This window comes from Leptolyngbya sp. 7M (assembly GCF_018128485.1).
Genome location: NZ_CP070897.1, coordinates 1,077,484 through 1,097,149, shown reverse-complemented (window position 1 = coordinate 1,097,149; position 19,666 = coordinate 1,077,484). Strand labels below are relative to the sequence as shown.

The window sequence follows — 19,666 nt, the reverse complement described above, 5'->3', positions numbered from 1 at the left end:
GGCGATTTCCTGTTATCCTAATCTCGCATTGACAGATTAGGTAAAACAGCCCGCCTATGACGGATTCGTATCTAAACCGGCTCGTCCGATCATTTGAGTCTCGATCAGAAAAGGTAGCTATGCGGATCGTCGGTGATGATTCGCATATCTATACCTTTGGTGAGTCGCTAAGGATGATCCGCTCGGTCGCCTACCGGATCGAGCAGGAGAATGTGGATTTCGGGGACCGCATCGTTGTAATGGGCGAGAATCACCCTTCGTGGGCCATCGCTTATCTCGCTACGCTATACCGCGGTTCAGTGTGTGTTCCTATCGACCCTCAGGGCGAGATAGAAACTGTAACCAATTTCCTTGAAAATTCCGAGGCAAAGCTCGCTTTCATCGATTCAACGCAAACAGAGCGGTTCAAACAGATCGAGGAAAAACTCGGTCGGCACATCCCGGCTGTCGTCTGGCAAACTACTAATGGTAGCGAAACCGTTAGATCCAACGGATTTCTGCCGTTTTGCGATTGGGCAGACACACAGTTTCCCGAGAACTTTGCCATGGAAAAACCGATGGCAGCAGGAGATGATATTGCTCTACTAATTTACACAAGTGGAACAACCGGAACGCCAAAGGGGGTGCCGCTTACGCATGCGAACATAGTCGCCGAGCTTGATGGCATTAAGAATATTCTTGAGCTAACAGACAAGGAGCGTATCCTTAGCCTTCTTCCGCTTTTCCATGCTTATTTACAGATCGTCAATCTCTGGGTAGCAACAACTTACGGTTGCGAGGTTGGTTATCTAAAGGAACTTTCGCCCGCCGAACTTGGGAACGCAATGAAGGAGTTCAAACCGACAATCCTAACAACAGTTCCAAGATTGTGGTATTTGTTTCACAAGAGGATCTTTGATGCGATCGACGCAAAGCCTAAAGCCATCCGGGCCCTCTTTCGTACGATGCTCACGACCAACGGAGCGCTTCGTGACACCGCTGGGATCGATCTGGGCCGAAAGTTATTTGGTAAGGTCCATCAATCCTTCGGCGGGGAGCTTCGAATGGCCATCTCAGCCGGCTCTCGTTTCGATGAAGACGTCGCCCGCGATTTCCATAAACTCGGTTTCACGATCCTGCAAGGCTATGGACTCACAGAAACCAGCGGAGCCGCGACAGGTACATATGTTGACGACAACCGAGTAGGTTCGGTTGGAAAGCCACTCGCTGGAGCTGAAGTCAAGATCGCTGATCCGGACGCCGAAGGTGTTGGTGAAGTCCTTATCCGCGGCGGAATGGTCTTCTCTGGCTACTATAAAAATCCGGCGGCCACTGCTGAGTCATTTACGGAGGATGGCTGGTTCCGTTCGGGGGACCTTGGAAAGTTCGACAAGGATGGCCACCTTTACATAGTCGGCCGTGCAAAGGACGTTATCGTCCTCCCCTCCGGAAAGAACGTTCACCCGGAAGACCTGGAGGTTCATTACCTGAAAGCTCCGGAAGTAGAAGAACTCGCGATAATAGGAGTTGCTGATGCGGCAGAAGGCCGAGCCGGAGCCGAGAAGCTGGTTGCCGTTGTCATTCCTGATTTTGAGTATTTGAAGCAAGCAAAGCTCCCAAATTCTAAAGAAGCGATTGGTATTTTGCTGCTAGCGGAACATCGGCATATGGATGATTTATCGGCATAAGAATGTCGTAGCCGGCAGTCGGGTGGCGGTTCAGTTCGACCGAATCCTTCGCATTTATGCGATAAGGGGCATTGATAATTTTTCGCTCTACGGTGATCTTTCCGACGTCGTGAAGATAACCAGCTACTGCCGCACCTTCAACCTCGTGCTCATTCCAGCCCAGCTCTTCTGCGATTATCTCGGTATATTTCCCGACGCGTACTGAATGGCCTTCGGTGTATTTATCCTTTCGGTCGATCGCCGCAGCAAAGGCTCGGACCGTATCACGATACGTAAGCCGCAGTTCATCATAGAGCTTGCGATTCTCGTCAGCGCGACGCTCTAATTCGATCATCATCGCACGGTGTGCAATAGCGACGCCTATGTGGCGGGCCATGGCGCAGATGATCTCCCTATCATAGCTGGTGAACGGTTCACCGGTCGCCTTTCGGCCGAGAAACGCGGCCCCTACCAATTCGCCGCGTACCACGAGCGGCACGAAAAGTTCAAGGCCCCCGAGTTCAAGGCTTCGGTCGTAAACCTGAAAGAAAGGGAGTGCCTTCGCCTGCGCTATCTCGATCGGATAAAGGCCGTTGGCAAGGAACTGGCGCTCGTCTTCATAACATAGTGAAAGAGCGAGCGGGAAATCCTCGCCGAGCCCGCGGCCGGCGAGCATTGAGAATTCGTGTTCGAACCGGGAATATCTTGCGACGCCGCCACGCATTATCGCCAGCGAGCCAAGCATAAGATGCATCGAGGTCCTGACCGTTTCGTTGAAATTCTGACCGGTCGAAACTTCCTGTCCTAGCTCCGCAAGTGCACCAAAAGTGTGGATCAGCCGATGCCGCTCCTCGGTCATCTGTTTAACGTTTGCGGTCTTTATGTCCTGCAATCTCACTAGTTAACTAGATCAACGTGTTTAGTTACACCGAGCATATCGAAGAGTTCGATCGTGCTTTGGTTAAGGTCAGAGAAGACTACCTTTGCTCCGGCACCGCGGGCTGAATCGATAACGCCGAGCAATATGGATACACCGATCGAATTGACGATCTCCGTCCGGGAAAAATTTACAACGATCTCGCGGCAGCCTTCTGCCAGCCTTCGGCGGCATTCGCGTTCGATCATTTCACCGGTCAGTTTGTTCAAATAATCGCCGGCAAAGACCGTTGCGGTCTCACCCTCTGAACGGATGGCCCCGCCAAGCTCAGATTCCGTCATTGTTTAACTTCTTTTCCTTCTTACTTTTGCAATGCTTGGGATGAACGAAAACTTTAGAGATGTTTTAACACAAAGGCCGAGATAAGACAACAAAAATCTGCGGAGCCCGGCGATGCCGCCAAAGGCTAGTCGACGAACTCGATGTTGGCCTTGTGCGGTATTATTCCTGCCTCGTAACCTTCATCTAACAAGCGCCGGACGCCTTCGCGGCCACGCTCGCCGTAGTCAAGCGTAAGATCATTGACCCACATTGCGACGAACCGATCGGCGAGTTCCGGCGCCATATCTCGTGCAAACTGCATTGCATACGTCAAAGCATCCTCACGGTTCTCCATCGAATAAAGAATACTCCGGTGCAGATGTTTTGATACCTGTTTCATCAATTCCGGCCCAAGCTCGCGCTTTATCGCATTGCCGCCCATCGGCAGCGGAAGTCCTGTACGCTCATGCCACCATTCGCCTAGATCGAGCACCTTATCAAGGCCCATTTGCTTGTAAAAAAGCTGGCCTTCATGGATAAGCAAACCTGCGTCGGCCTCGCCTTTCTGGACCGCCTCGATTATCTCGTCAAAGGGCACTACGACGTGTTCGAAATCTTTGTTGAAAATCCGAAGAGCCAGATAGGCGCTGGTCAATTCGCCGGGGACGGCGATCTTCATTTTTCCGATATCTTCCGGCTCCCGGGGCTCTCTTGCTACTACGATAGGGCCGTATTTGTCGCCGATGCTTGCCCCATGCGGAAGCAATGCGTATTTATCCGCAACGTAAGCATAGGCGTGAAATGATATGGCCGTTACGTCAAAAACGCCGTTTCGCGCATCCTCGTTCAGAGACTGAATATCTTTGAGCGTATGCTCGAATTTAAGGCCGTCCGTCTCAAGTTTATTCGTGGCAAGGCCGTAAAACATAAATGCATCGTCCGAATCCGGTGAATGCGCAACGGAAATGATACGAACTTCGGGCGATATTTCAGGTGTAGAACTCATAAACAAATACTAAAGCTCAAAATAGAAAATATTGGTGTCGTAGAAAACTTTGATTTTACCGTTTTCAGCGTGATTGGTAAAAAGGACAGCAAGCTCTTTTTCAAGGTTCGGAAAGACCGGGTCTGCTTCATCCGGCATATACGATGAAGACAGCAGACGACCGCGAAGGCCTTCTAGGTCAAACTCCTGCAAATTCGGGAATGTGGCCTTGCTGATCTCAACTCCGAAAAACTGCCTAAGCACGGCCTCGTCTATCTGCTCGTGCCTCACCTCGGAATAATCGCGGCCATATTTCAAAAGCAGCTTTTCGTATTCTTTTAGGAATTCGGTCGAATCGATCTGGCGTTCATTCCAGATAAGCGCCACGTGTCCGTGAGGTCTTAGGATCCGCTGAAATTCAGCGCGGGTCGGTCCGGGCTCGAACCAGTGGAACGCCTGCGCCGCTATTATGAGGTCGCACGAAGCATCGCCTAAACCTGTTTCCGCAGACGTGCCGTCAATACTCACGAAATCCGCAAACTTGGAAAGAAATTTCTCGGCCGCCGCACGCATCCCTGAATTGGGCTCAACGCCGTAAACCTTACAGCCAAATTCCAGAAAAGGCTCCGACGAAAGGCCCGTGCCTGAGCCGATGTCGGCGACAACGGAATGCATTTTAAGACCAAGCCGTTCGCGAAAAAATCCCATCATCGCCGATGGATAACCCGGTCGATATTTGACGTAATTTTCGATGCGGTTTGAGAAACGCTCCGCCGTTCTCAACATTTAATCTCCGGCAATGAAGAACGTCATCTTCCAAACGCCGCGCTTCTTTTCAAAGCCGGCACGGTAATCTATCGGGCTTCTGACGTATCGAGCGTTGACATAACCGGTCTTGCCTCCGAGCGTTTCTATCCGTATCCATTCCGGCTTTGAACGATCGGATGCAGAGAAGACGGTATCTTTCGCCTTCACAACGTTGTACGAGAGCTGGTCGAGGACCTTTGCCTGCATCGATGGCCGCTCGCGGAGATTTACGTTGTTCCCGAATATCACGTGGTGATCAAAGGCATCTAGGTCATCAGGCATTTCGGTGTAAAGATAGGGCGCGGTAAATGAATTCATCTTGTTGCGCCCTTCACCGGTAAATCTTCCGCCGTTCTTGATCACGGGCGGGAACTGATCCCAAAAATCGGCCTTGTTCTTCCAAAGCTGATCAAAACCTTTCAAACCCGTGTGTCCCCCAAAACTGAGCTTTATGTTCGGATCCATTATACTTTTTACGTATGCCAGATCTTTCCGTTCGGCGGCGGCGATCAGTTTGGTGCGAAAAGCCATAAAGGATGCATCCTTTATGGCTTCATCAACCGGTGTTACATAACGTTCCTGTGCATAGATTGATGCAGCAAGAGCAAAAACGAACAGAGCAACCTTAAATATCTTCATAAAAATTAGTCATCGGCGATCTCGTCGCCTGTCCATTGAGTTTTATTTGAATGAGGAATATCGAACTGGTCCAAAATACGGAAACAAAGATGTTCGACGAGCTCCTCGATAGTTATAGGGCGGTGATAGAAGCCCGGACTTGCGGGAAGGATCTGCGCTCCGGCATGGGAAAGCCGCAGCATATTCTCCAGATGGATCGCATTGAACGGAGTTTCACGAGGGACGAGTACCAGTTTTCGTCGCTCCTTAAGGCAAACATCCGCCGCACGATGTATAAGATTCGTGCCCGCCCCGCTTGCTATCGCACCAAGCGTGCCCATTGAGCATGGAACGATTATCATTCCTGCCTGTTTGTTCGATCCTGATGATGGTTTCGCCGCAAGATTGTCCAAACGCCAATATCTGATCAATCTTGAATCCTTCTCAAGACTGAGCCATTCGTTGATCTTTTCGGCGGTCGGATCTTTTAGATTAACACCCAACTCGACCTGAGCGACCGTGGCGGCGGTACCGGACATTATCAAATTAATGGTCTCTACAACTCCGCTGGCCGCCAGAAGCTGCAGCGTTCTTTTTGCGTAAATAGTTCCCGAAGCACCAGTTATCGCAACCGTTAATTCCATAATCAGTAATTCCATTCTATCATCAAACAACTCTTTCAATGCCCGCTGCGTACTATTTTATTGCTTCTTGTGATCTTTTGGCGACTCTTATATCTACGGCAAACTGTCCTGATCATTTGGACATCTAAAGGTCCGTCCACACTAAATTCCACAATGCCCCCAAATGTACAGAATTTGAAAAACAAATAGGGGAGATTTTATGAAGACGAAAATAGCGTTCCTCAGCCTCACATTTATGCTGGCCATATCAATTAGTGGCCAGAATTCGACAAATACTGTTTCAGGTTCAGCCAATAGCTCGACAAAGGTCTCAAAAGCCGAAAAAGATCTAGGGCTTGAATCTACCACCACCATTTCGGCAGCTTTGCAAAAGTCGCTCGATGTTGAAAAGGCGAAAGTTGGTGACCAAGTGGTGCTCAAGACAACCAAAGCCGTAAAACAAAACGGCGAGATAATAATAGAAAAAGGAGCAAAGTTAATAGGCCGCGTTACCGAAGTTCAGCGAAAAAGTAAGACGGCCGCTGATTCGAGATTGGGGGTTTTATTTGACACGCTCGTACAGGATGGCGGTTCTGTTCCGGTAAACGTTAGTATTCTTGCTATCGCGAATGCGGCCACGCGTGCCGCGGCGGGCAATGATCTTTTCGCAGAATCATCAGCATCGTCCACAGCATCGGCACGGACAACAAGTTCAGCCAATTCTGGAGGTCTCTTAGGCGGCGTAACAAACACTGTGGGCGGCGTGGTCAATACTGCAGGAAATGCTATTGGTTCAACAGTAAATACTGTCGGGAATACTGCAGGCTCGGCTGTGGGAAACGTCGCTAGACCTATCAGCGGACTGCAAATAATGAATTCTACGGAAGCCTCGGCAAATGGCAGTTCAACGCTATCGCTTTCCGGAGCCAACCTAAAGCTCGAGCAGGGCACACAGTTTCAACTTGCGGTAAGTTCAAGCTCGAATATTTCGACAGCTAAACAATCTGACCAAAAATAATCGCTTTTTCTTAGGCAGCCTGATGCGGACCGGCTTTAGTAGCCCGGTCCGTTTCTCTTGTGTTAGACTTTCGCCGCAATGCTCAAATCAGATATTCACGATACAGTTTGGTTCTTTGATCTTGAATGGGTCCCGGACGCTGCGGGTGCGATACGTCTTTTCGATCTTCCGCCCGACACACCCGAACTGGAGGCGATGCAAAGGCTTTGGCAGGAAACTAAAGATTATGACGAGACAGAGAACCCGCGGCCATTTGTAAAATATCTGTTCTCACGCGTCGTTTCGATCGCGTTCCTCTCACGACGCGTGATTCATCGTGAAGGCGAGCGGCACATCGAGTTCGCGATCAATTCCCTTCCAAAACTTCCGTCCAATGAAACCACGGTTGACGAAGCAGAGATAATCGGCAAATTCCTTCATTACATCGGTCATCGAAATCCGCAGCTGGTCGGGTTCAATTCCGCGGAATCAGATCTTCAGGTATTGATCCAGCGCGGAATGGTGAATGAGATAAGGGCTGAAAGCTTCAGCATGCGCCCGCCGAAACCTTGGGAAGGACGCGATTATTTCGACGCCCGCAATAGCGAAGCACATCTTGACCTGCTCCAACGCTTCTCACGCGGTGCAATGTCGCCGAAGCTCAATGATATGGCACGGCTTTGCGGGTTTCCGGGTAAGATAGATGCAACCGGCGATCAGGTAGTAGATATGTGGCTCGCCGGTGACATAACAAAGATCGTTGAATACAACCAGATCGATACACTTAACACCTATCTTATCTGGCTTAGAATGGTGAATTTTGCCGGGAAACTTACCGAAGAAGAATATTTTACTGAGCAGGAAGACTTCCGCACATTCCTTGAAACTGAAGCGGCTAAGGAAGATAACGACCATATCCGCAGATTTCTTGCCAAATGGGACGATGCTTAAATATTATTAACCAGTGTGCGCCGACCTTGCAACGGCGCGCAAAAAATGAAAAACTAATCGACAATGAAGCGGCCTGATGAAAGAGAAAAGGCCTATTCGATCTTTGGCCCGAAGCGGGCGTTATCTGAAAGTGCCGCGTGGGCATCGGTCGTTTACTCGCTTGTTCCATTGGTGGGCATCGTGTTCGTTCCAGTTTCCATCATCTTCGCTACCGTTTCATTCATCCGCGGCAATGAGATCAAGGTAACATTTAAACTCTTTTTGGCGACTCTTGTGATACTTTGTGCCCAACTCGGGCTTTGGTGGCTTCTTTACCTGATCCCGACATTGTCGGAACAACGATAAACCAATGAAGATCGCCAGCATCATCGGTTCTACTTCGCACGTTACGTATATCGCTCGGCTCGATGACGGAGACAACGTGCGCGATCTTTTTGGTTCGTTCGTATCGGTGAACGTCGGCAATGAAACGGTGGTGGGCGTTGTTTCAGACTCTCGTCTCACAAATCCCGAACTTTTTAGGATGTCTCCACGGTCGGAAAGCGAACACGCCCTTTCCGATGTTGCAGGTGAACTTCAAAAATCACGGCAATCTCTAATAGCGGTACTTTTGCTCGGCACTATGGCTGATGGTTTCGCACGGCAAGAGCTGCCGCGGGTTGTTGTCCCTGCGAACACGGAGGTTTCGTTAATGGACAGAGAACTTATCCGTCAGTTTCATACTGATGCGACTGGCGGCCTTATGCTCCACTATCTTTCCGGGATAATGACGCACGCCGGAGGGCTCGGGCTTCCGCTTGCAAAATACATCATCGAGCAGCTTTCTTCCGACGGCAATGAGGCTGAGCAAAAGCGCCTAAATGTTCTTCTGCGGTCCATTATCTGGAAATATACCTTCGGCGAATCAAGATTCTGATATCTTATGTTACAACTAGGCAAGATCTACGCGGAGAATTGTTTGGATACGATGCGGCGGATGCCGGATGGTTTTGTAGATATGACCATTACAAGCCCGCCTTACGATGACTTGCGCGAATATAATGGTTATCACTTCCCGGTTGAAGAGATAGCTGGACATCTATTCTCTAAAACAAAGGAGGGCGGCGTGGTCATATGGGTGGTCGGCGACAGGACCGTAAATGGAGATGAAACGCTCACAAGTTTCAAACACGCCTTCGCGTTCCGCGAAGCGGGTTTCCGGATCCACGACACGATGATCTACGCAAAGAACAACCCGATCCCGTCCGATTGCGGAAAGCGATATCGGCAATGCTTTGAGTATATGTTCTGTTTTTCAAAAGGACAGCCAAAGACCTTTAATCCGATAATGCAGCCGATAAAGCAGGAAAAAGCGTTCAAATCATTCCGCATCACAAAGGTTGGTCGGAACGACCTGGCACATGACCACGTAGCCCCGAAAGAGCGTAAGGTTAACAACATTTTTTTCTACAACGTCGGCACTTCAAGTTCGAAAGATAAGATCGCATTTGAACATCCGGCCATATTCCCCGAACAGCTCGCAGAAGATCAGATAAAGAGCTGGTCGAACAAGGGAGAGATAGTTTATGACCCATTCATCGGAAGCGGGACCACTGCAAAGATCGCCCATTTGCTTAAGCGCCGCTGGATCGGGTCAGAGATCAGCCGCGACTACGTCAGGCTTGCCGAAAAACGCCTTGAACCTTATATTGGCGATAAGGATATTCTTGCCGCCGCATGACAACTTTTACGGCCGCTGAAGCGTCTATTCTTCTGTTCAAAACAAGAAAAGTTGAGGTCATCCGAATGCGAGAACTTTTGCTCCTGATCGTATGTTTAACATTCGCGTTGCCGACTGCGTCGCAGATCCGCCCGGTCGAGAAAGATGAACGCCCAACAGGCGTAAATGTTACTCCGGCTCCGGAGCGATTTCCGGCAAAATATGAGGGCGGAATGTTCGGCTACGGAAAACGCGAGGACGGAACGATCCGCATCGACGATATTAACGAAAGAATCGTATTCTACGCGAAGGACGGGAAGGAGAAATTCTCGCTTTCCTTCGACGATATGCAGATGATCTATCCGGAATCGCGCTCCGTAACTTCAAACACGGGGAACATCGTCCGTAACATCCCGCTTCCGGGAAGCATGCTCGGCGGCCTGATCAAAGAGAAATGGCGTTATATTATAATAAATTTCAATGACGCTGATGCAGATGTTCGCGGTGCCGTAAGTTTCAAACTTTCTAGCAAAGAACTGCTTGAATCGGTGATCCACACGGTCGGCAAGAAGGCGGGAATGACGCAACGCGGCGACGCATATTACCGACCGCGCCAGCAGAAGTCGGATACTTAATTCATATCGCCGAAGCGATGTTGGATAATGGCGGTCAGCCCGATGGCCGCCGTTTCGGCCTTCAGTATTCGGCCGCCGAATGTAATTATTTGGGCCCCCGCCTTTTTCGCCAGCTCCAATTCCCCGTCGCTCCATCCGCCTTTTGGTCCATAGACGATCGTTATTTTTCGCGAGGGCTCCATCTGGTCAAAACCCGCTCCGTCGCGTTCACTGAAAAGAATTATCTCTCCAGCAGATTCTGCAAAAAGCGTTTCGAATTCGATTATTGGGGCGATATTCATTAAGGTCGCTCGTCCGCACTGTTTTGCGGCCTCGAAAGCAATGCGGCGCCACCTTTCGATCTTCTTCGCCGCGTCTTTTACCTTGATCTCACAGCGATCGGAAAGCAGTGGGATGAAACTCTTTACGCCAAGCTCTACAGATTTCTGCACAACAATATCGTAGCGGTCCGGCGGAGTTAGTACCGCTGCAACGGTAAGATCGAGCGGCGATTCCGGTGCGGATGGTTCAAGGCGGCGAATGACCTCAAGCTTTGTCCGCATTTTTCCGATCTCTTTGACGCGGCATTCGTATTCGCCGCCGATGCCGTCAAAAACTCGGACAGATTCATCCGGCCTGATCCGCAGCACATCCCGCAAATGACGTGTTTCGCCGGTATCTAAAACCGCCTCATCTCCTGATATCGATTCTGCCGGTGCAAAAAATCTATGCATTTTAGTGTTTGTTGCCGAACCATTGTTTAAATTCAGCGGATCGGACGCGAAGCTTCAACCAATCATCGAATAAGTCCGGCGTGCGCAGCCAAATAGTCAACCATTCCGCTATCTCCGCAAACATCAGCCGTGTTTCTTGATCGGCCTTTGAACTTAGCGAACGTTCGTGCGCGTCCTCCTTTGATCTTATCGCCTTTTCTCGAAGAAGCCTGAGACCGTGGCGATCGTCTTCGGCCGCGAACTTCTTATAAAGCGACGTCATTCGCGGGATGGAAGCAGACGCCTTTTCCAGCGAAGATATATCGATCAGGTTTCTGAGGGCCGCATCATATAACGTTTCCGCACGCCGCTCGACGTATAGTTCCATTATCTCAGCGTGTCTAAGCTCGGCTCCCTCGTCGGCAAGCATCCGTGCCAGCCGCATCGGCGAAACAACGGCCGCAGGCCCGAACCGGGCCTCTAATAGAGCCTCGATCGCCTTTATCTCATCAGCTCCAACGCTTTCGCAATCGAGCTTTTCCCAAGCCTCGATCACGAGGTCTTCTTTAGTCTTTGAAACAAGCTCTTCGATAGAAACCTTTTGCCGCATACAAAGCTGTTCTTTGAATATCGGATCATGCGTAAGCTGCCGCAAGCGGGACGCACCGAGGATAATACTTAACAGGCCCTATCTTTCAAGGTCGCAATTTCAGCCGTGCGATCAAATCAGTCGATGAATGGTCCTTCGGATCACCCACGATCGCAACGGTCCCGCCATACGAGCGTACTATCTCACGTTCAGGGACAGTTTCCGTTGTGTAGTCAGTTCCCTTCGCGTGAATGTCGGGCTTGAGGGCAAGCAATAATTGCTCGACCGTTGGTTCATCAAAGATAGTGACCGCATCGACAAACCGAAGCGAGGCGATGATCTCGGCTCTTTCCATTTCGGGCATGAATGGCCGCCCATTGCCCTTGAGTTCACGGACCTGACGGTCAGAATTGATGGCGGTTATCAGAAAACCGCCAAGTTCCTTTGCTGCATGTAGATAGCGGATGTGTCCGACATGAAAAAGATCGAAACAGCCATTAGTGAGAATGACCCTTTCGCCGCGGCTGCGAGCCGCCGAAACGATCTCCATTAGACGCAAGCGGTCGGCTATGATGGCAGTATGGTTTAGGCTCATCTTTCATCAAGGACGGTGAAACGCTCTCGCAGCTTCCCGATCAAGCGAGGCGGCAAGTTCATCGGCTGATGCGACCGCAGTTCGCTTTTTCATAACCACAATACCGCCTGCATGGTTTGCGATACTTGCCGCATCGGCGACATCCAGACCCGAGGCGAGCCCTAGGGCGAAGGCCGCGATGACGGTGTCGCCGGCACCGGTAACATCCACAGGTTCAGTCGAACCGATCGCAGGTATAACTTTGCATTGCTTATCGGCTTCGTAAAGCCGCATACCCCGTCCTCCGCAGGTTACAAGCAATGCGCGGTGACCGAACTTCTTTAGAAGCTCCTTACAGCTTTCGTCATTGATCGGTCCGCCGATGGCGGCCTCAGCTTCTTCCTGATTGGGCGTGGCAGAAAACGCACCGCGAAAGACCGAAAGCCTAAACCGCGAATCGACAATAAGAGGCACACTGCGGTTAGCTGTAGCTTCTCTGCAAAACTCAAAAATATGCTCATCTGCCGCACCGTAACCATAATCTGAGAAAATCACCGCATCCGCATCCTCGATCGCGGTTCTCACTAGGGAAAGGTATTCATTCCTTACGCCATTCGGGATCGAACCGCTCGGCTCATGATCGATACGGATCACCTGATTCTTTGGAGCGTGCTGATGGCCGGCTAGAACACGGGTTTTAGTGGTCGTTAGAACCTCCGAAGTTCGAACGATCGTGCCGGTCGAAACGCACATCCGCTCAAGTTCGCTGATCAGCAGATCGCCCGCAGCATCGTTTCCGATAATTGCGGCAAGTATCGGGCGGCCGCCGAGGGCAGCTATCTGATGAAGAAACATCGCTTATTCGAAAACGGTTTGGAATTGACGCCCGAATTCGGCAGATCATTAACTTTGTGGAGATCGAGCCGATGCTCGACAGAAAGCCCTCAAACTATCTGCTCTTCATTGGACGGCTAAATCATAAAAAAGGAATCGATCTATTGCTTCGTGCGGTGGCAACATCGAAAGAGTTCAGATCAAAAGGATGCAAGCTAAAGATCGCCGGGGCGGGGCCGGAACCTTACAAAAACTACCTCAAAGAACTATCAGACGAGCTTGGTCTTGCTTCCGCGGTCGAGTTTCTTGGGCAGGTCGAAGGCGTTAATAAGCAGCAGCTATACGCCAATGCGTATTTCACCTTTATGCCCTCACATTCAGAGAATTTCGGTAACGTTGTTGTTGAATCCCTTGCACAAGGAACACCTGTCGTCGCATCCAAGGGAACACCCTGGAGATCGCTTGAAGATGAGCGGATAGGGCATTGGATCGAAAATGATGTTCGGTCATTAGCCAATACCATTGACGAAATACTCAGAATGCCAGAAGAAGAATATGCAGGCTATCGGTCGAGAGCAAGATGCTATGTAGAACGAAATATGGAAATCCGGAATAATTTCGATCAATGGCTTCAATTCTATTCTGAGATCTGAATACGTCCTATCGGAGGTAATTTCAAAAATGCCGACGAAGCGATAAATGGCCTAGCAATAACCTACAAACCTTTTCAGAGACATTGCTGGCAAGATACTCGGCAGGCGGGGTCCACCCGGGATTTCTGGAGACGGCGATCTTTATACATCGCATAACAGCTTCTTCCTCAACACCACTTATGATATTGCTTCCCGCTTCCAGCGTTTCCGGCCGTTCGGTAACATCTCGGATCGTAACATTTGGAACGTTGAATATCGCGCATTCCTCCTGCACGGTCCCGCTATCCGTTATTAAACAAAATGCATTCTTTTCAAGCTGGACGAAGTCAAAGAAACCAAGCGGATCAAGCAATACTACCTTTGCTGAATCGATCCCGATAGAGCTGTCCGTCAGTCTTTCACGCGTTCTTGGGTGAACGCTTACGAATACACGTTTCTGGTAAGTTTCAGCGGCCTTCGTAAGCGAATCAAAGATCGCCCGGAGACGCTTAGGTATATCAACATTCTCGGCGCGATGAGCGGTAACCAGAAAGTACTCGCCCGGTTGAGTACCTAGCCGATCCAAAACGTCACTTTCCTCGATCCGCGACGAGAAATTTTCTAAAACTTCGAATATCGGATTACCGGTAACGAAAATGCGTTCGCGCTCTATCCCTTCTCGAACCAGATTCTCCGCACTTCGATATGTATATGGAAGAAGGACCGTGCTGGAATGATCGACGATACGCCTATTTACTTCCTCCGGAACTCGGTCATCATAACACCTGTTGCCTGCTTCCATATGAAAGACCGGAATTCCACGGCGTGCGGCGGGGATCGCAGACAAAGCGCTATTTGTATCACCAAGAATAAGGACGCGATCGGGCTGAATCTGACCTAGGAGAGCATCAATGCCCGAGATTATTTGACCGGCTTGCTCACCGAATGCATTTGTCCTGATCCCAAGATGTTTGTCAGGCTCACGAACGCCAAGCTCGCCAAAAAATACGTCGCTAAGGTTCGGATCATAATTCTGACCGGTGTGAACGATAATATGGTCACAATAATGATCGAGAGATTTTATTGTGAGGCTTAACCGAATTATCTCGGGACGCGTCCCGAAAATGGTCATTATTCGCATAGGTGATCTCTATTTGCCTGCTGAGAGAAAGCGTCCGATCTCGCCGCTGGTACCCGCAAGAAGTTCGCGTATCTCCGGCACCGAGAGGTTTCCATCTTTTGAGGAATATTCACCTTCAAGAGCTTGCTGAAATTCACCATTTCCGCGCAGCTCGGGCAGGACGGGCATTATTGCGTAATAATTACCGCGTTCGGCCGTACGGAAGCACTCTTCTTCAGAAACCATTATTTCGTGGATCTTCTCACCTGGACGTATGCCAGTGAACTCGATCGGCACATCATCTTTTCCCGCGATCGCCTTAGCAAGATCAACGATGTTCGCGGAGGGTACCTTTGGTACAAAGGTCTCGCCCGCCCGTCCATCTGTGATAGCTGCGAAAACAGTATCGACGGCCTTGTCCAGGCTTAGCAAGAATCGTGTCATTTCCGGCAGCGTAACGGTCATAGGCAATCCCTGTTGAACCTGCTCGACGAAAAGCGGTACGATAGAACCCCGAGAAGCGATCACATTCCCGTATCTGACGCACATGAATCTCGTTTCGGGGTTTTCACGATTGGCTTCCAAGAGAATTCGTTCTTGGAGAGCCTTGGTCATCCCCATAACGTTTATCGGCTTGCAGGCCTTGTCAGTCGAAATACCAACAACGGTATCAACCTCCTGGCCGTGATCCCTGACTGCTTCAACCAGGTTTTGGGCACCAATAATGTTGGTTTGAACCGCCTCATACGGGAAATACTCACAAGAAGGCACCTGTTTGAGTGCAGCAGCGTTAAAGACCACATTCGTGCCCTTCAACGCTGATCTAAGCGCGTTCGGGTCACGAACATCTCCGATGCGAAATACAAGGCGATCTCGCGAATTCTCATATATAACATCGTCTGTCGCAGTCTCGCGGCGCATATAGTCGAGCCGCATATAGTGCTGCTTTGCTTCATCTCTAGAAAAAACAACGATTCGGCGCGGTAAGCCCAGCTCACCCGCAAGCAAACGTCGTACGAGGGTTTGTCCAAGTGAACCGGTCCCACCGGTAACAAGGATTTGTTTATTCTCAAGAGGTTTCATGAATGCCCTATTTTTTTATAGACGCCTGAATCAGAATGCATTGTCGCGATCATATCCGGCCACGGCTCGGGAGCAAATTCGTTTGTCTCGCGAAATCTGGTCGAATCCAAGCTGCGGTCTATCTTGAATTCTTCATCAGGCTCAATAGTTATCCCCGCATCATATTCCTGATTTATTATTTCAAGAAGATCAAATTTGCTTATCGGATCACTAGAAATGTGCACAATGCCGGAGATCTCAGGACTTTCGACCAAATTGCCGATTATATCTGCAAATATTATTGTTGGAAAGCCAGTGTAAATGGCGTTCTTAAACCCTTTCACCTTTCCACCGCGGTTTGAAAGGAACCAATCAACCAGGCTGTGAGGATGCCCCAATTCATGACCAATTATGGATGAGCGAACTGTTAAATGCCGTTTTGAATCGAGTTCCCCCCAATGCTTGCTCTGCCCATACAGGTCCAAGGCGTCGGGAATGTCTGTTTCCGAATAATTTCCTTTATCACCTTTAAAAACGCAGTCCGTGCTGAAAGTTATTACTTTGATACCAAGATCATCGCAAAGACTCTCCAACCGATGGGGAAAGATAGAGTTAACAGACAGGGTCGTTACAATATCCCTGGAGGTCGGAATCTGTTTTATGATGCCTATAGCATTTACAACGACGTCCGGCCGTACATCTTCAATAACTGCCCTGACTTTCTGTTCATCTTTTACATCAACATTTTCGAAGATCAAGCTGCCTCTGGAGGGAAAACCTGAGAAATAATTGTGCGCTTTACCCCGACAAGTTCCAAAGGTCTCAAATCGATTGCCAAATACTTGGAACAGTTTATGTCCAAGCATCCCATTTATTCCCAGAATTAAGACCTTCATAGTTAATGTATGTTCTAAATTGTCATGCCACGACAGCTAAGGAACTCTTGAGAATCTCGCCGGCGGCTTCGTAAACCTCATCAGGGCTGACCAAACTAAGACAGAGCCCGTGATTGAAGCAATTGGCAGACTGACACCCTTCACACTCCACACTCTTTCGGAACACGCGGTGTTCTTCACCTACGGGATACCATCTTCCCGGATAATCCACCGCTGCAAATATAGCCACGCAAGGCGTCCCAACCGCAGCAGCGAGGTGCATAGTCCCTGTATCGTTACCAATGTATAAACAGCATCGACTAAGAGCAGCTGCGGATTCCCTCACATTGAGCCTACCCGCAGCAATAGCTCCGGTACCCCATTTAACAACCAGTCTCTGAGCCTTTTCTATGTCCTCGATCCCACCAAAGACGATCGGTTGAACTTTGAAATCTTGGACCAATTTATTGATGACTTCTTCAAAGTTATCCTCCGGCCAAACTTTGGATTCCCATTTACTGCCAGGTGCGACGGCAATAAGGTTAGTTGATTGTCTTTTGTCAAAGTTATGCGAGATGAATTGCTCTGCGATTGCAATTTCCTCGTTAGTGAGCTGAAGCGGCTCTGAAACTTCATACCCGCGTGTATCTATGCCGGATTCTGCAATACAATCCAATAAATACTGAGCTTCTGACTCGACCCGCGGAGTGCCTCCACTTGCCCGTCGTGGCAGGATCTTATTTCTTAAATGATCTCCCCCGAAAACCTTCTTTATTCCAGCAAGTCGGAAGAAGCTCATATCACGTTCTATCTGTTTTAGAGTACGTATTCTCGGCATCAGATAAAACGCCGCATCAAAACGCTGCGATCTGAGTTTCCAAACAAGCTCTATCGAACGCAAAATTCGTTCGATAGATGAAACAGATGTAGGATAGCTCAAATAGGAATCAAAAAGCCCGGTCTTTGGGATAACGCTCGATGCTGAAATGTAATGTGGATTCTGTGAGTCGGCATTGCTCAAAAGGCACAAATGAGCGTCAGGGAATGCCTTTCTGATCGTCCAATAAGCCGGAAGGGCGACCAGATTGTCGCCCAAATGCCCTATCCGAAATACCAAGATGCGATCAAGCGGCTGATTCATTCGACCTATTTTCATCAGCCCAAACTGCGGCAAGACGTGCGGCAGAGATAGCCGTTGTTCCGATCTCCTCCACTACGATTCCAGCGGCCAGATTAGCAAGCCGAGCCGAAGTCTCCAGATCCGCCCCTGAACCGACCGCTGAAGCAAGCACAGCGATCACCGTATCTCCAGCTCCTGTAACGTCATATACTTTTCGAGCCGATGTCGGAATATGTACTGGATAAGAGCCACGGGAGAAAAGCGTCATCCCGTCTTCTCCCTCAGTAATAAGTATGGACTGAACATCCAGATCCAACAGCAATTTTTCTCCAGCCAATTGAACAGTACGTTTTCCGATATCATCTATGTTACATGCCTCCGCAGCTTCTTTCCGATTTGGCGTAAGGAGCGTGGCACCTGAATACTTTGAGTAGTCTTTACCTTTTGGATCTACAAGCACAGGGATATCATTATCCAGAGCAAGTCTAAACACTGCCCTGAGAACTTTATCTGTTAAGAAACCCTTCGCATAGTCAGAAACAATAATAGAATGCACAGAGCTAACGAGTGTCTCTAACTCTGAAACAACCTTCGTTTCGGTTCCTGCCGAAATAGGTTTTATGGTCTCCTGATCGACCCGTGCCACCTGCTGACTGTGGGCGATCACACGTGTTTTTACGGTTGAAACGCGCTCCGCATCGCGTATCATATGTTCATCGCTTATACCAGACTCTAGAAGAAGCGATGTAAATTGATCAGCTTCAGGATCAGCTCCGCTACAGCCCATCAGTATCGGCTGGGCCCCTAGGCCCTTTACGTTTAGAGCAACATTGGCAGCCCCGCCAAGAGCGAGGGTTGACCGATCAAGGCGAACAACAGGTACGGGGGCTTCCGGCGAAATTCGCGAGACATTGCCCCACCAATATCGGTCGAGCATAATATCGCCAACGACCAAGACCTTAGTATTTGAGAGCTTGTCAATCAGTTTATTCAAGATCATTTGCCTCTGATAGGGCCTTGTCAACCATCTCACACCAGATATGGCCGACGGTAATGTGGGCTTCCTGAATTCGAGCGGTCCGTGTCGAAGGGACCATAAGACATTTATCACTAAGCGAGGCTAACTTCTTGCCGTTTGCACCAGTCATTCCTATGACCGACGCTCCCTTCTTTCTTGCGGCCATCACTGCAGCAATGACGTTCGGCGAATTCCCACTGGTGCTTATACCAATCAGACAATCGCCAGGTTTTGCAAGAGCCTCAACCTGACGGGCGAAAACTCTTTCAAATCCATAGTCATTTCCTAAAGCCGTAAGTGCAGAAGTATCAGTAGTTAAGGCTATTGCAGGTAAAGCAATACGTTCGGTTTCGTAGCGTCCGACGAACTCAGCTGCAATATGCTGTGCGTCGGCCGCACTGCCCCCGTTTCCACAGAATAAAATAGTATTTCCCGCTTTAACGGTTCTAATAAGAAGTTCCCCACATTCTTCGATCACTTCGCGATGATCTTTAAGCAACTCCGAGAACACCGCAATATGTTCATTTATTGATCGCTCAAATGTGGTTTTGGCGACTATACTGTCCATTTCCTTTGCCTTCTCTGTTGTAATCAACTTCTTGAAATAATTGCTCGATGAATAACCCTGAACCAAAGGAAGCGAAAATACTTTTCCACCATTCGATAGAACATGATCTGAGCCGATGATCTCCTCAGGCTTCCAATCTCCACCCTTTACTAGTATGTCCGGGTTAATGTGCTTTATCAAGTTCTCTGGCGTAAGCTCATCAAAAATAAATACTTCATCGACAGAATCCAATCCCAAAAGTACTTGACGTCTATCTTCTTGCGGCATTATTGGACGTCCATTGCCTTTTATCCGACGTACGGACTCATCGCTGTTTATGCCAACTATCAAATGATCCCCCAATTCCCGTGCACGGCGGAGAAGATCTATATGGCCTGGATGGATCAGGTCAAAACATCCGTTTGTAAAAACTGTTCTCACCAT

At 49.4% G+C, this 19,666-nt stretch carries 24 protein-coding genes; 8 read left to right on the top strand and 16 right to left on the bottom strand.

Annotation, left to right across the window (positions count from 1 at the left end):
• Positions 1–56 precede the first annotated feature (56 nt).
• Entirely contained in the window at positions 57–1,667 is a 1,611-nt protein-coding gene (locus tag JVX88_RS05220; RefSeq protein WP_211626278.1) for an AMP-dependent synthetase/ligase, read from the top strand.
• On the opposite strand, the gene JVX88_RS05215 is transcribed toward JVX88_RS05220, so the two are convergent.
• The 6 genes from JVX88_RS05215 to JVX88_RS05190 form a co-directional block, all read right to left on the bottom strand.
• The gene (locus JVX88_RS05215) at positions 1,603–2,544 is read right to left on the bottom strand and encodes an HD-GYP domain-containing protein (RefSeq protein WP_211626277.1); all 942 of its coding nucleotides are present in this window, start codon (positions 2,542–2,544) and stop codon (positions 1,603–1,605) included. The two genes, JVX88_RS05220 and JVX88_RS05215, sit on opposite strands and share 65 nt — an antisense overlap.
• Positions 2,544–2,864, bottom strand: a complete 321-nt coding sequence (locus JVX88_RS05210) for an STAS domain-containing protein (RefSeq protein WP_211626276.1) — start codon at positions 2,862–2,864, stop codon at positions 2,544–2,546. Before JVX88_RS05210 ends, JVX88_RS05215 begins: the two co-directional genes overlap by 1 nt.
• Positions 2,865–2,989: 125 nt before the next feature.
• The gene (locus JVX88_RS05205; protein WP_211626275.1) at positions 2,990–3,850 is read right to left on the bottom strand and encodes an MqnA/MqnD/SBP family protein; all 861 of its coding nucleotides are present in this window, start codon (positions 3,848–3,850) and stop codon (positions 2,990–2,992) included.
• A gap of 9 nt (positions 3,851–3,859) precedes the next feature.
• Positions 3,860–4,615 (bottom strand): class I SAM-dependent methyltransferase, encoded by a 756-nt coding sequence (locus tag JVX88_RS05200; RefSeq protein WP_211626274.1) that lies wholly within the window; start codon positions 4,613–4,615, stop codon positions 3,860–3,862.
• Entirely contained in the window at positions 4,616–5,275 is a 660-nt protein-coding gene (locus JVX88_RS05195; protein ID WP_211626273.1) for an SH3 domain-containing protein, read from the bottom strand.
• Positions 5,276–5,280: 5 nt separating this feature from the next.
• Positions 5,281–5,913, bottom strand: a complete 633-nt coding sequence (locus tag JVX88_RS05190) for a UbiX family flavin prenyltransferase (protein WP_211626272.1) — start codon at positions 5,911–5,913, stop codon at positions 5,281–5,283.
• A 184-nt stretch (positions 5,914–6,097) separates the two neighbouring features.
• Here JVX88_RS05190 and JVX88_RS05185 point away from each other — a divergent pair, with 184 nt between their 5' ends.
• From JVX88_RS05185 to JVX88_RS05160, 6 genes are all read left to right on the top strand, one after another.
• Positions 6,098–6,895, top strand: coding sequence for a hypothetical protein (locus JVX88_RS05185; RefSeq protein WP_211626271.1), 798 nt, complete (start codon positions 6,098–6,100; stop codon positions 6,893–6,895).
• A gap of 78 nt (positions 6,896–6,973) precedes the next feature.
• Positions 6,974–7,825, top strand: coding sequence for a ribonuclease H-like domain-containing protein (locus JVX88_RS05180; RefSeq protein WP_211626270.1), 852 nt, complete (start codon positions 6,974–6,976; stop codon positions 7,823–7,825).
• A gap of 63 nt (positions 7,826–7,888) precedes the next feature.
• Positions 7,889–8,170 carry a hypothetical protein gene (locus JVX88_RS05175; protein WP_211626269.1) on the top strand — a complete coding sequence of 94 codons (282 nt, stop codon included), beginning with the start codon at positions 7,889–7,891 and terminating at the stop codon, positions 8,168–8,170.
• Between the two features lie 4 nt (positions 8,171–8,174).
• On the top strand, positions 8,175–8,741 hold the full coding sequence (locus JVX88_RS05170) for a hypothetical protein (RefSeq protein ID WP_211626268.1): 567 nt from the start codon (positions 8,175–8,177) through the stop codon (positions 8,739–8,741).
• Positions 8,742–8,747: 6 nt separating this feature from the next.
• Positions 8,748–9,545 (top strand): DNA-methyltransferase, encoded by a 798-nt coding sequence (locus JVX88_RS05165; protein ID WP_211626267.1) that lies wholly within the window; start codon positions 8,748–8,750, stop codon positions 9,543–9,545.
• Positions 9,542–10,159, top strand: a complete 618-nt coding sequence (locus JVX88_RS05160) for a hypothetical protein (protein ID WP_211626266.1) — start codon at positions 9,542–9,544, stop codon at positions 10,157–10,159. Before JVX88_RS05165 ends, JVX88_RS05160 begins: the two co-directional genes overlap by 4 nt.
• Here the strand turns inward: JVX88_RS05160 and JVX88_RS05155 are convergent.
• The 4 genes from JVX88_RS05155 to JVX88_RS05140 are packed head-to-tail and all read right to left on the bottom strand — an operon-like array spanning position 10,156 to position 12,869.
• A complete protein-coding gene (locus JVX88_RS05155; RefSeq protein WP_211626265.1) occupies positions 10,156–10,872 on the bottom strand; it encodes a 16S rRNA (uracil(1498)-N(3))-methyltransferase in 717 nt (238 codons plus the stop codon). The two genes, JVX88_RS05160 and JVX88_RS05155, sit on opposite strands and share 4 nt — an antisense overlap.
• A 1-nt stretch (position 10,873) precedes the next feature.
• Positions 10,874–11,506, bottom strand: a complete 633-nt coding sequence (locus JVX88_RS05150) for a hypothetical protein (protein WP_211626264.1) — start codon at positions 11,504–11,506, stop codon at positions 10,874–10,876.
• A 40-nt stretch (positions 11,507–11,546) separates the two neighbouring features.
• Positions 11,547–12,035, bottom strand: a complete 489-nt coding sequence (locus JVX88_RS05145; RefSeq protein ID WP_211626263.1) for an adenylyltransferase/cytidyltransferase family protein — start codon at positions 12,033–12,035, stop codon at positions 11,547–11,549.
• 6 nt (positions 12,036–12,041) lie between these two features.
• Positions 12,042–12,869: a bifunctional heptose 7-phosphate kinase/heptose 1-phosphate adenyltransferase gene (locus JVX88_RS05140; RefSeq protein ID WP_211626262.1), complete on the bottom strand. Its 828-nt coding sequence runs from the start codon at positions 12,867–12,869 to the stop codon at positions 12,042–12,044.
• Positions 12,870–12,940: 71 nt separating this feature from the next.
• Here JVX88_RS05140 and JVX88_RS05135 point away from each other — a divergent pair, with 71 nt between their 5' ends.
• A complete protein-coding gene (locus JVX88_RS05135; RefSeq protein ID WP_211626261.1) occupies positions 12,941–13,501 on the top strand; it encodes a glycosyltransferase family 4 protein in 561 nt (186 codons plus the stop codon).
• Between the two features lie 22 nt (positions 13,502–13,523).
• On the opposite strand, the gene wecB is transcribed toward JVX88_RS05135, so the two are convergent.
• From wecB to JVX88_RS42950, 6 genes are read right to left on the bottom strand one after another with little or no spacing between them, the layout of a single operon-like run.
• Positions 13,524–14,621, bottom strand: a complete 1,098-nt coding sequence (wecB, locus tag JVX88_RS05130) for a non-hydrolyzing UDP-N-acetylglucosamine 2-epimerase (protein ID WP_211626260.1) — start codon at positions 14,619–14,621, stop codon at positions 13,524–13,526.
• A 9-nt stretch (positions 14,622–14,630) separates the two neighbouring features.
• The gene (locus JVX88_RS05125) at positions 14,631–15,683 is read right to left on the bottom strand and encodes a polysaccharide biosynthesis protein (RefSeq protein WP_211626259.1); all 1,053 of its coding nucleotides are present in this window, start codon (positions 15,681–15,683) and stop codon (positions 14,631–14,633) included.
• Complete coding sequence (locus JVX88_RS05120; protein WP_211626258.1) at positions 15,680–16,558, bottom strand: dTDP-4-dehydrorhamnose reductase family protein; 879 nt, start codon at positions 16,556–16,558, stop codon at positions 15,680–15,682. Before JVX88_RS05120 ends, JVX88_RS05125 begins: the two co-directional genes overlap by 4 nt.
• Before the next feature lie 22 nt (positions 16,559–16,580).
• The gene (locus JVX88_RS05115) at positions 16,581–17,693 is read right to left on the bottom strand and encodes a glycosyltransferase family 9 protein (RefSeq protein WP_211626257.1); all 1,113 of its coding nucleotides are present in this window, start codon (positions 17,691–17,693) and stop codon (positions 16,581–16,583) included.
• Positions 17,662–18,651, bottom strand: coding sequence for a D-glycero-beta-D-manno-heptose-7-phosphate kinase (rfaE1, locus tag JVX88_RS05110; protein WP_211626256.1), 990 nt, complete (start codon positions 18,649–18,651; stop codon positions 17,662–17,664). Before rfaE1 ends, JVX88_RS05115 begins: the two co-directional genes overlap by 32 nt.
• Positions 18,644–19,666 carry an SIS domain-containing protein gene (locus tag JVX88_RS42950; RefSeq protein ID WP_211626255.1) on the bottom strand — a complete coding sequence of 341 codons (1,023 nt, stop codon included), beginning with the start codon at positions 19,664–19,666 and terminating at the stop codon, positions 18,644–18,646. Before JVX88_RS42950 ends, rfaE1 begins: the two co-directional genes overlap by 8 nt.

Coding starts and splice junctions, on each gene's coding strand:
- JVX88_RS05220 (WP_211626278.1), top strand. CDS start 57: ATGACGGATTCGTATCTAAACCGGCTCGTCCGATCATTTGAGTCTCGA.
- JVX88_RS05210 (WP_211626276.1), bottom strand. CDS start 2,864: ATGACGGAATCTGAGCTTGGCGGGGCCATCCGTTCAGAGGGTGAGACC.
- JVX88_RS05205 (WP_211626275.1), bottom strand. CDS start 3,850: ATGAGTTCTACACCTGAAATATCGCCCGAAGTTCGTATCATTTCCGTT.
- JVX88_RS05200 (WP_211626274.1), bottom strand. CDS start 4,615: ATGTTGAGAACGGCGGAGCGTTTCTCAAACCGCATCGAAAATTACGTC.
- JVX88_RS05195 (WP_211626273.1), bottom strand. CDS start 5,275: ATGAAGATATTTAAGGTTGCTCTGTTCGTTTTTGCTCTTGCTGCATCA.
- JVX88_RS05190 (WP_211626272.1), bottom strand. CDS start 5,913: ATGGAATTACTGATTATGGAATTAACGGTTGCGATAACTGGTGCTTCG.
- JVX88_RS05185 (WP_211626271.1), top strand. CDS start 6,098: ATGAAGACGAAAATAGCGTTCCTCAGCCTCACATTTATGCTGGCCATA.
- JVX88_RS05180 (WP_211626270.1), top strand. CDS start 6,974: ATGCTCAAATCAGATATTCACGATACAGTTTGGTTCTTTGATCTTGAA.
- JVX88_RS05175 (WP_211626269.1), top strand. CDS start 7,889: ATGAAGCGGCCTGATGAAAGAGAAAAGGCCTATTCGATCTTTGGCCCG.
- JVX88_RS05170 (WP_211626268.1), top strand. CDS start 8,175: ATGAAGATCGCCAGCATCATCGGTTCTACTTCGCACGTTACGTATATC.
- JVX88_RS05165 (WP_211626267.1), top strand. CDS start 8,748: ATGTTACAACTAGGCAAGATCTACGCGGAGAATTGTTTGGATACGATG.
- JVX88_RS05160 (WP_211626266.1), top strand. CDS start 9,542: ATGACAACTTTTACGGCCGCTGAAGCGTCTATTCTTCTGTTCAAAACA.
- JVX88_RS05155 (WP_211626265.1), bottom strand. CDS start 10,872: ATGCATAGATTTTTTGCACCGGCAGAATCGATATCAGGAGATGAGGCG.
- JVX88_RS05145 (WP_211626263.1), bottom strand. CDS start 12,035: ATGAGCCTAAACCATACTGCCATCATAGCCGACCGCTTGCGTCTAATG.
- JVX88_RS05140 (WP_211626262.1), bottom strand. CDS start 12,869: ATGTTTCTTCATCAGATAGCTGCCCTCGGCGGCCGCCCGATACTTGCC.
- JVX88_RS05135 (WP_211626261.1), top strand. CDS start 12,941: ATGCTCGACAGAAAGCCCTCAAACTATCTGCTCTTCATTGGACGGCTA.
- wecB (WP_211626260.1), bottom strand. CDS start 14,621: ATGCGAATAATGACCATTTTCGGGACGCGTCCCGAGATAATTCGGTTA.
- JVX88_RS05125 (WP_211626259.1), bottom strand. CDS start 15,683: ATGAAACCTCTTGAGAATAAACAAATCCTTGTTACCGGTGGGACCGGT.
- JVX88_RS05120 (WP_211626258.1), bottom strand. CDS start 16,558: ATGAAGGTCTTAATTCTGGGAATAAATGGGATGCTTGGACATAAACTG.
- JVX88_RS05115 (WP_211626257.1), bottom strand. CDS start 17,693: ATGAAAATAGGTCGAATGAATCAGCCGCTTGATCGCATCTTGGTATTT.
- JVX88_RS42950 (WP_211626255.1), bottom strand. CDS start 19,666: ATGGTGAGAACAGTTTTTACAAACGGATGTTTTGACCTGATCCATCCA.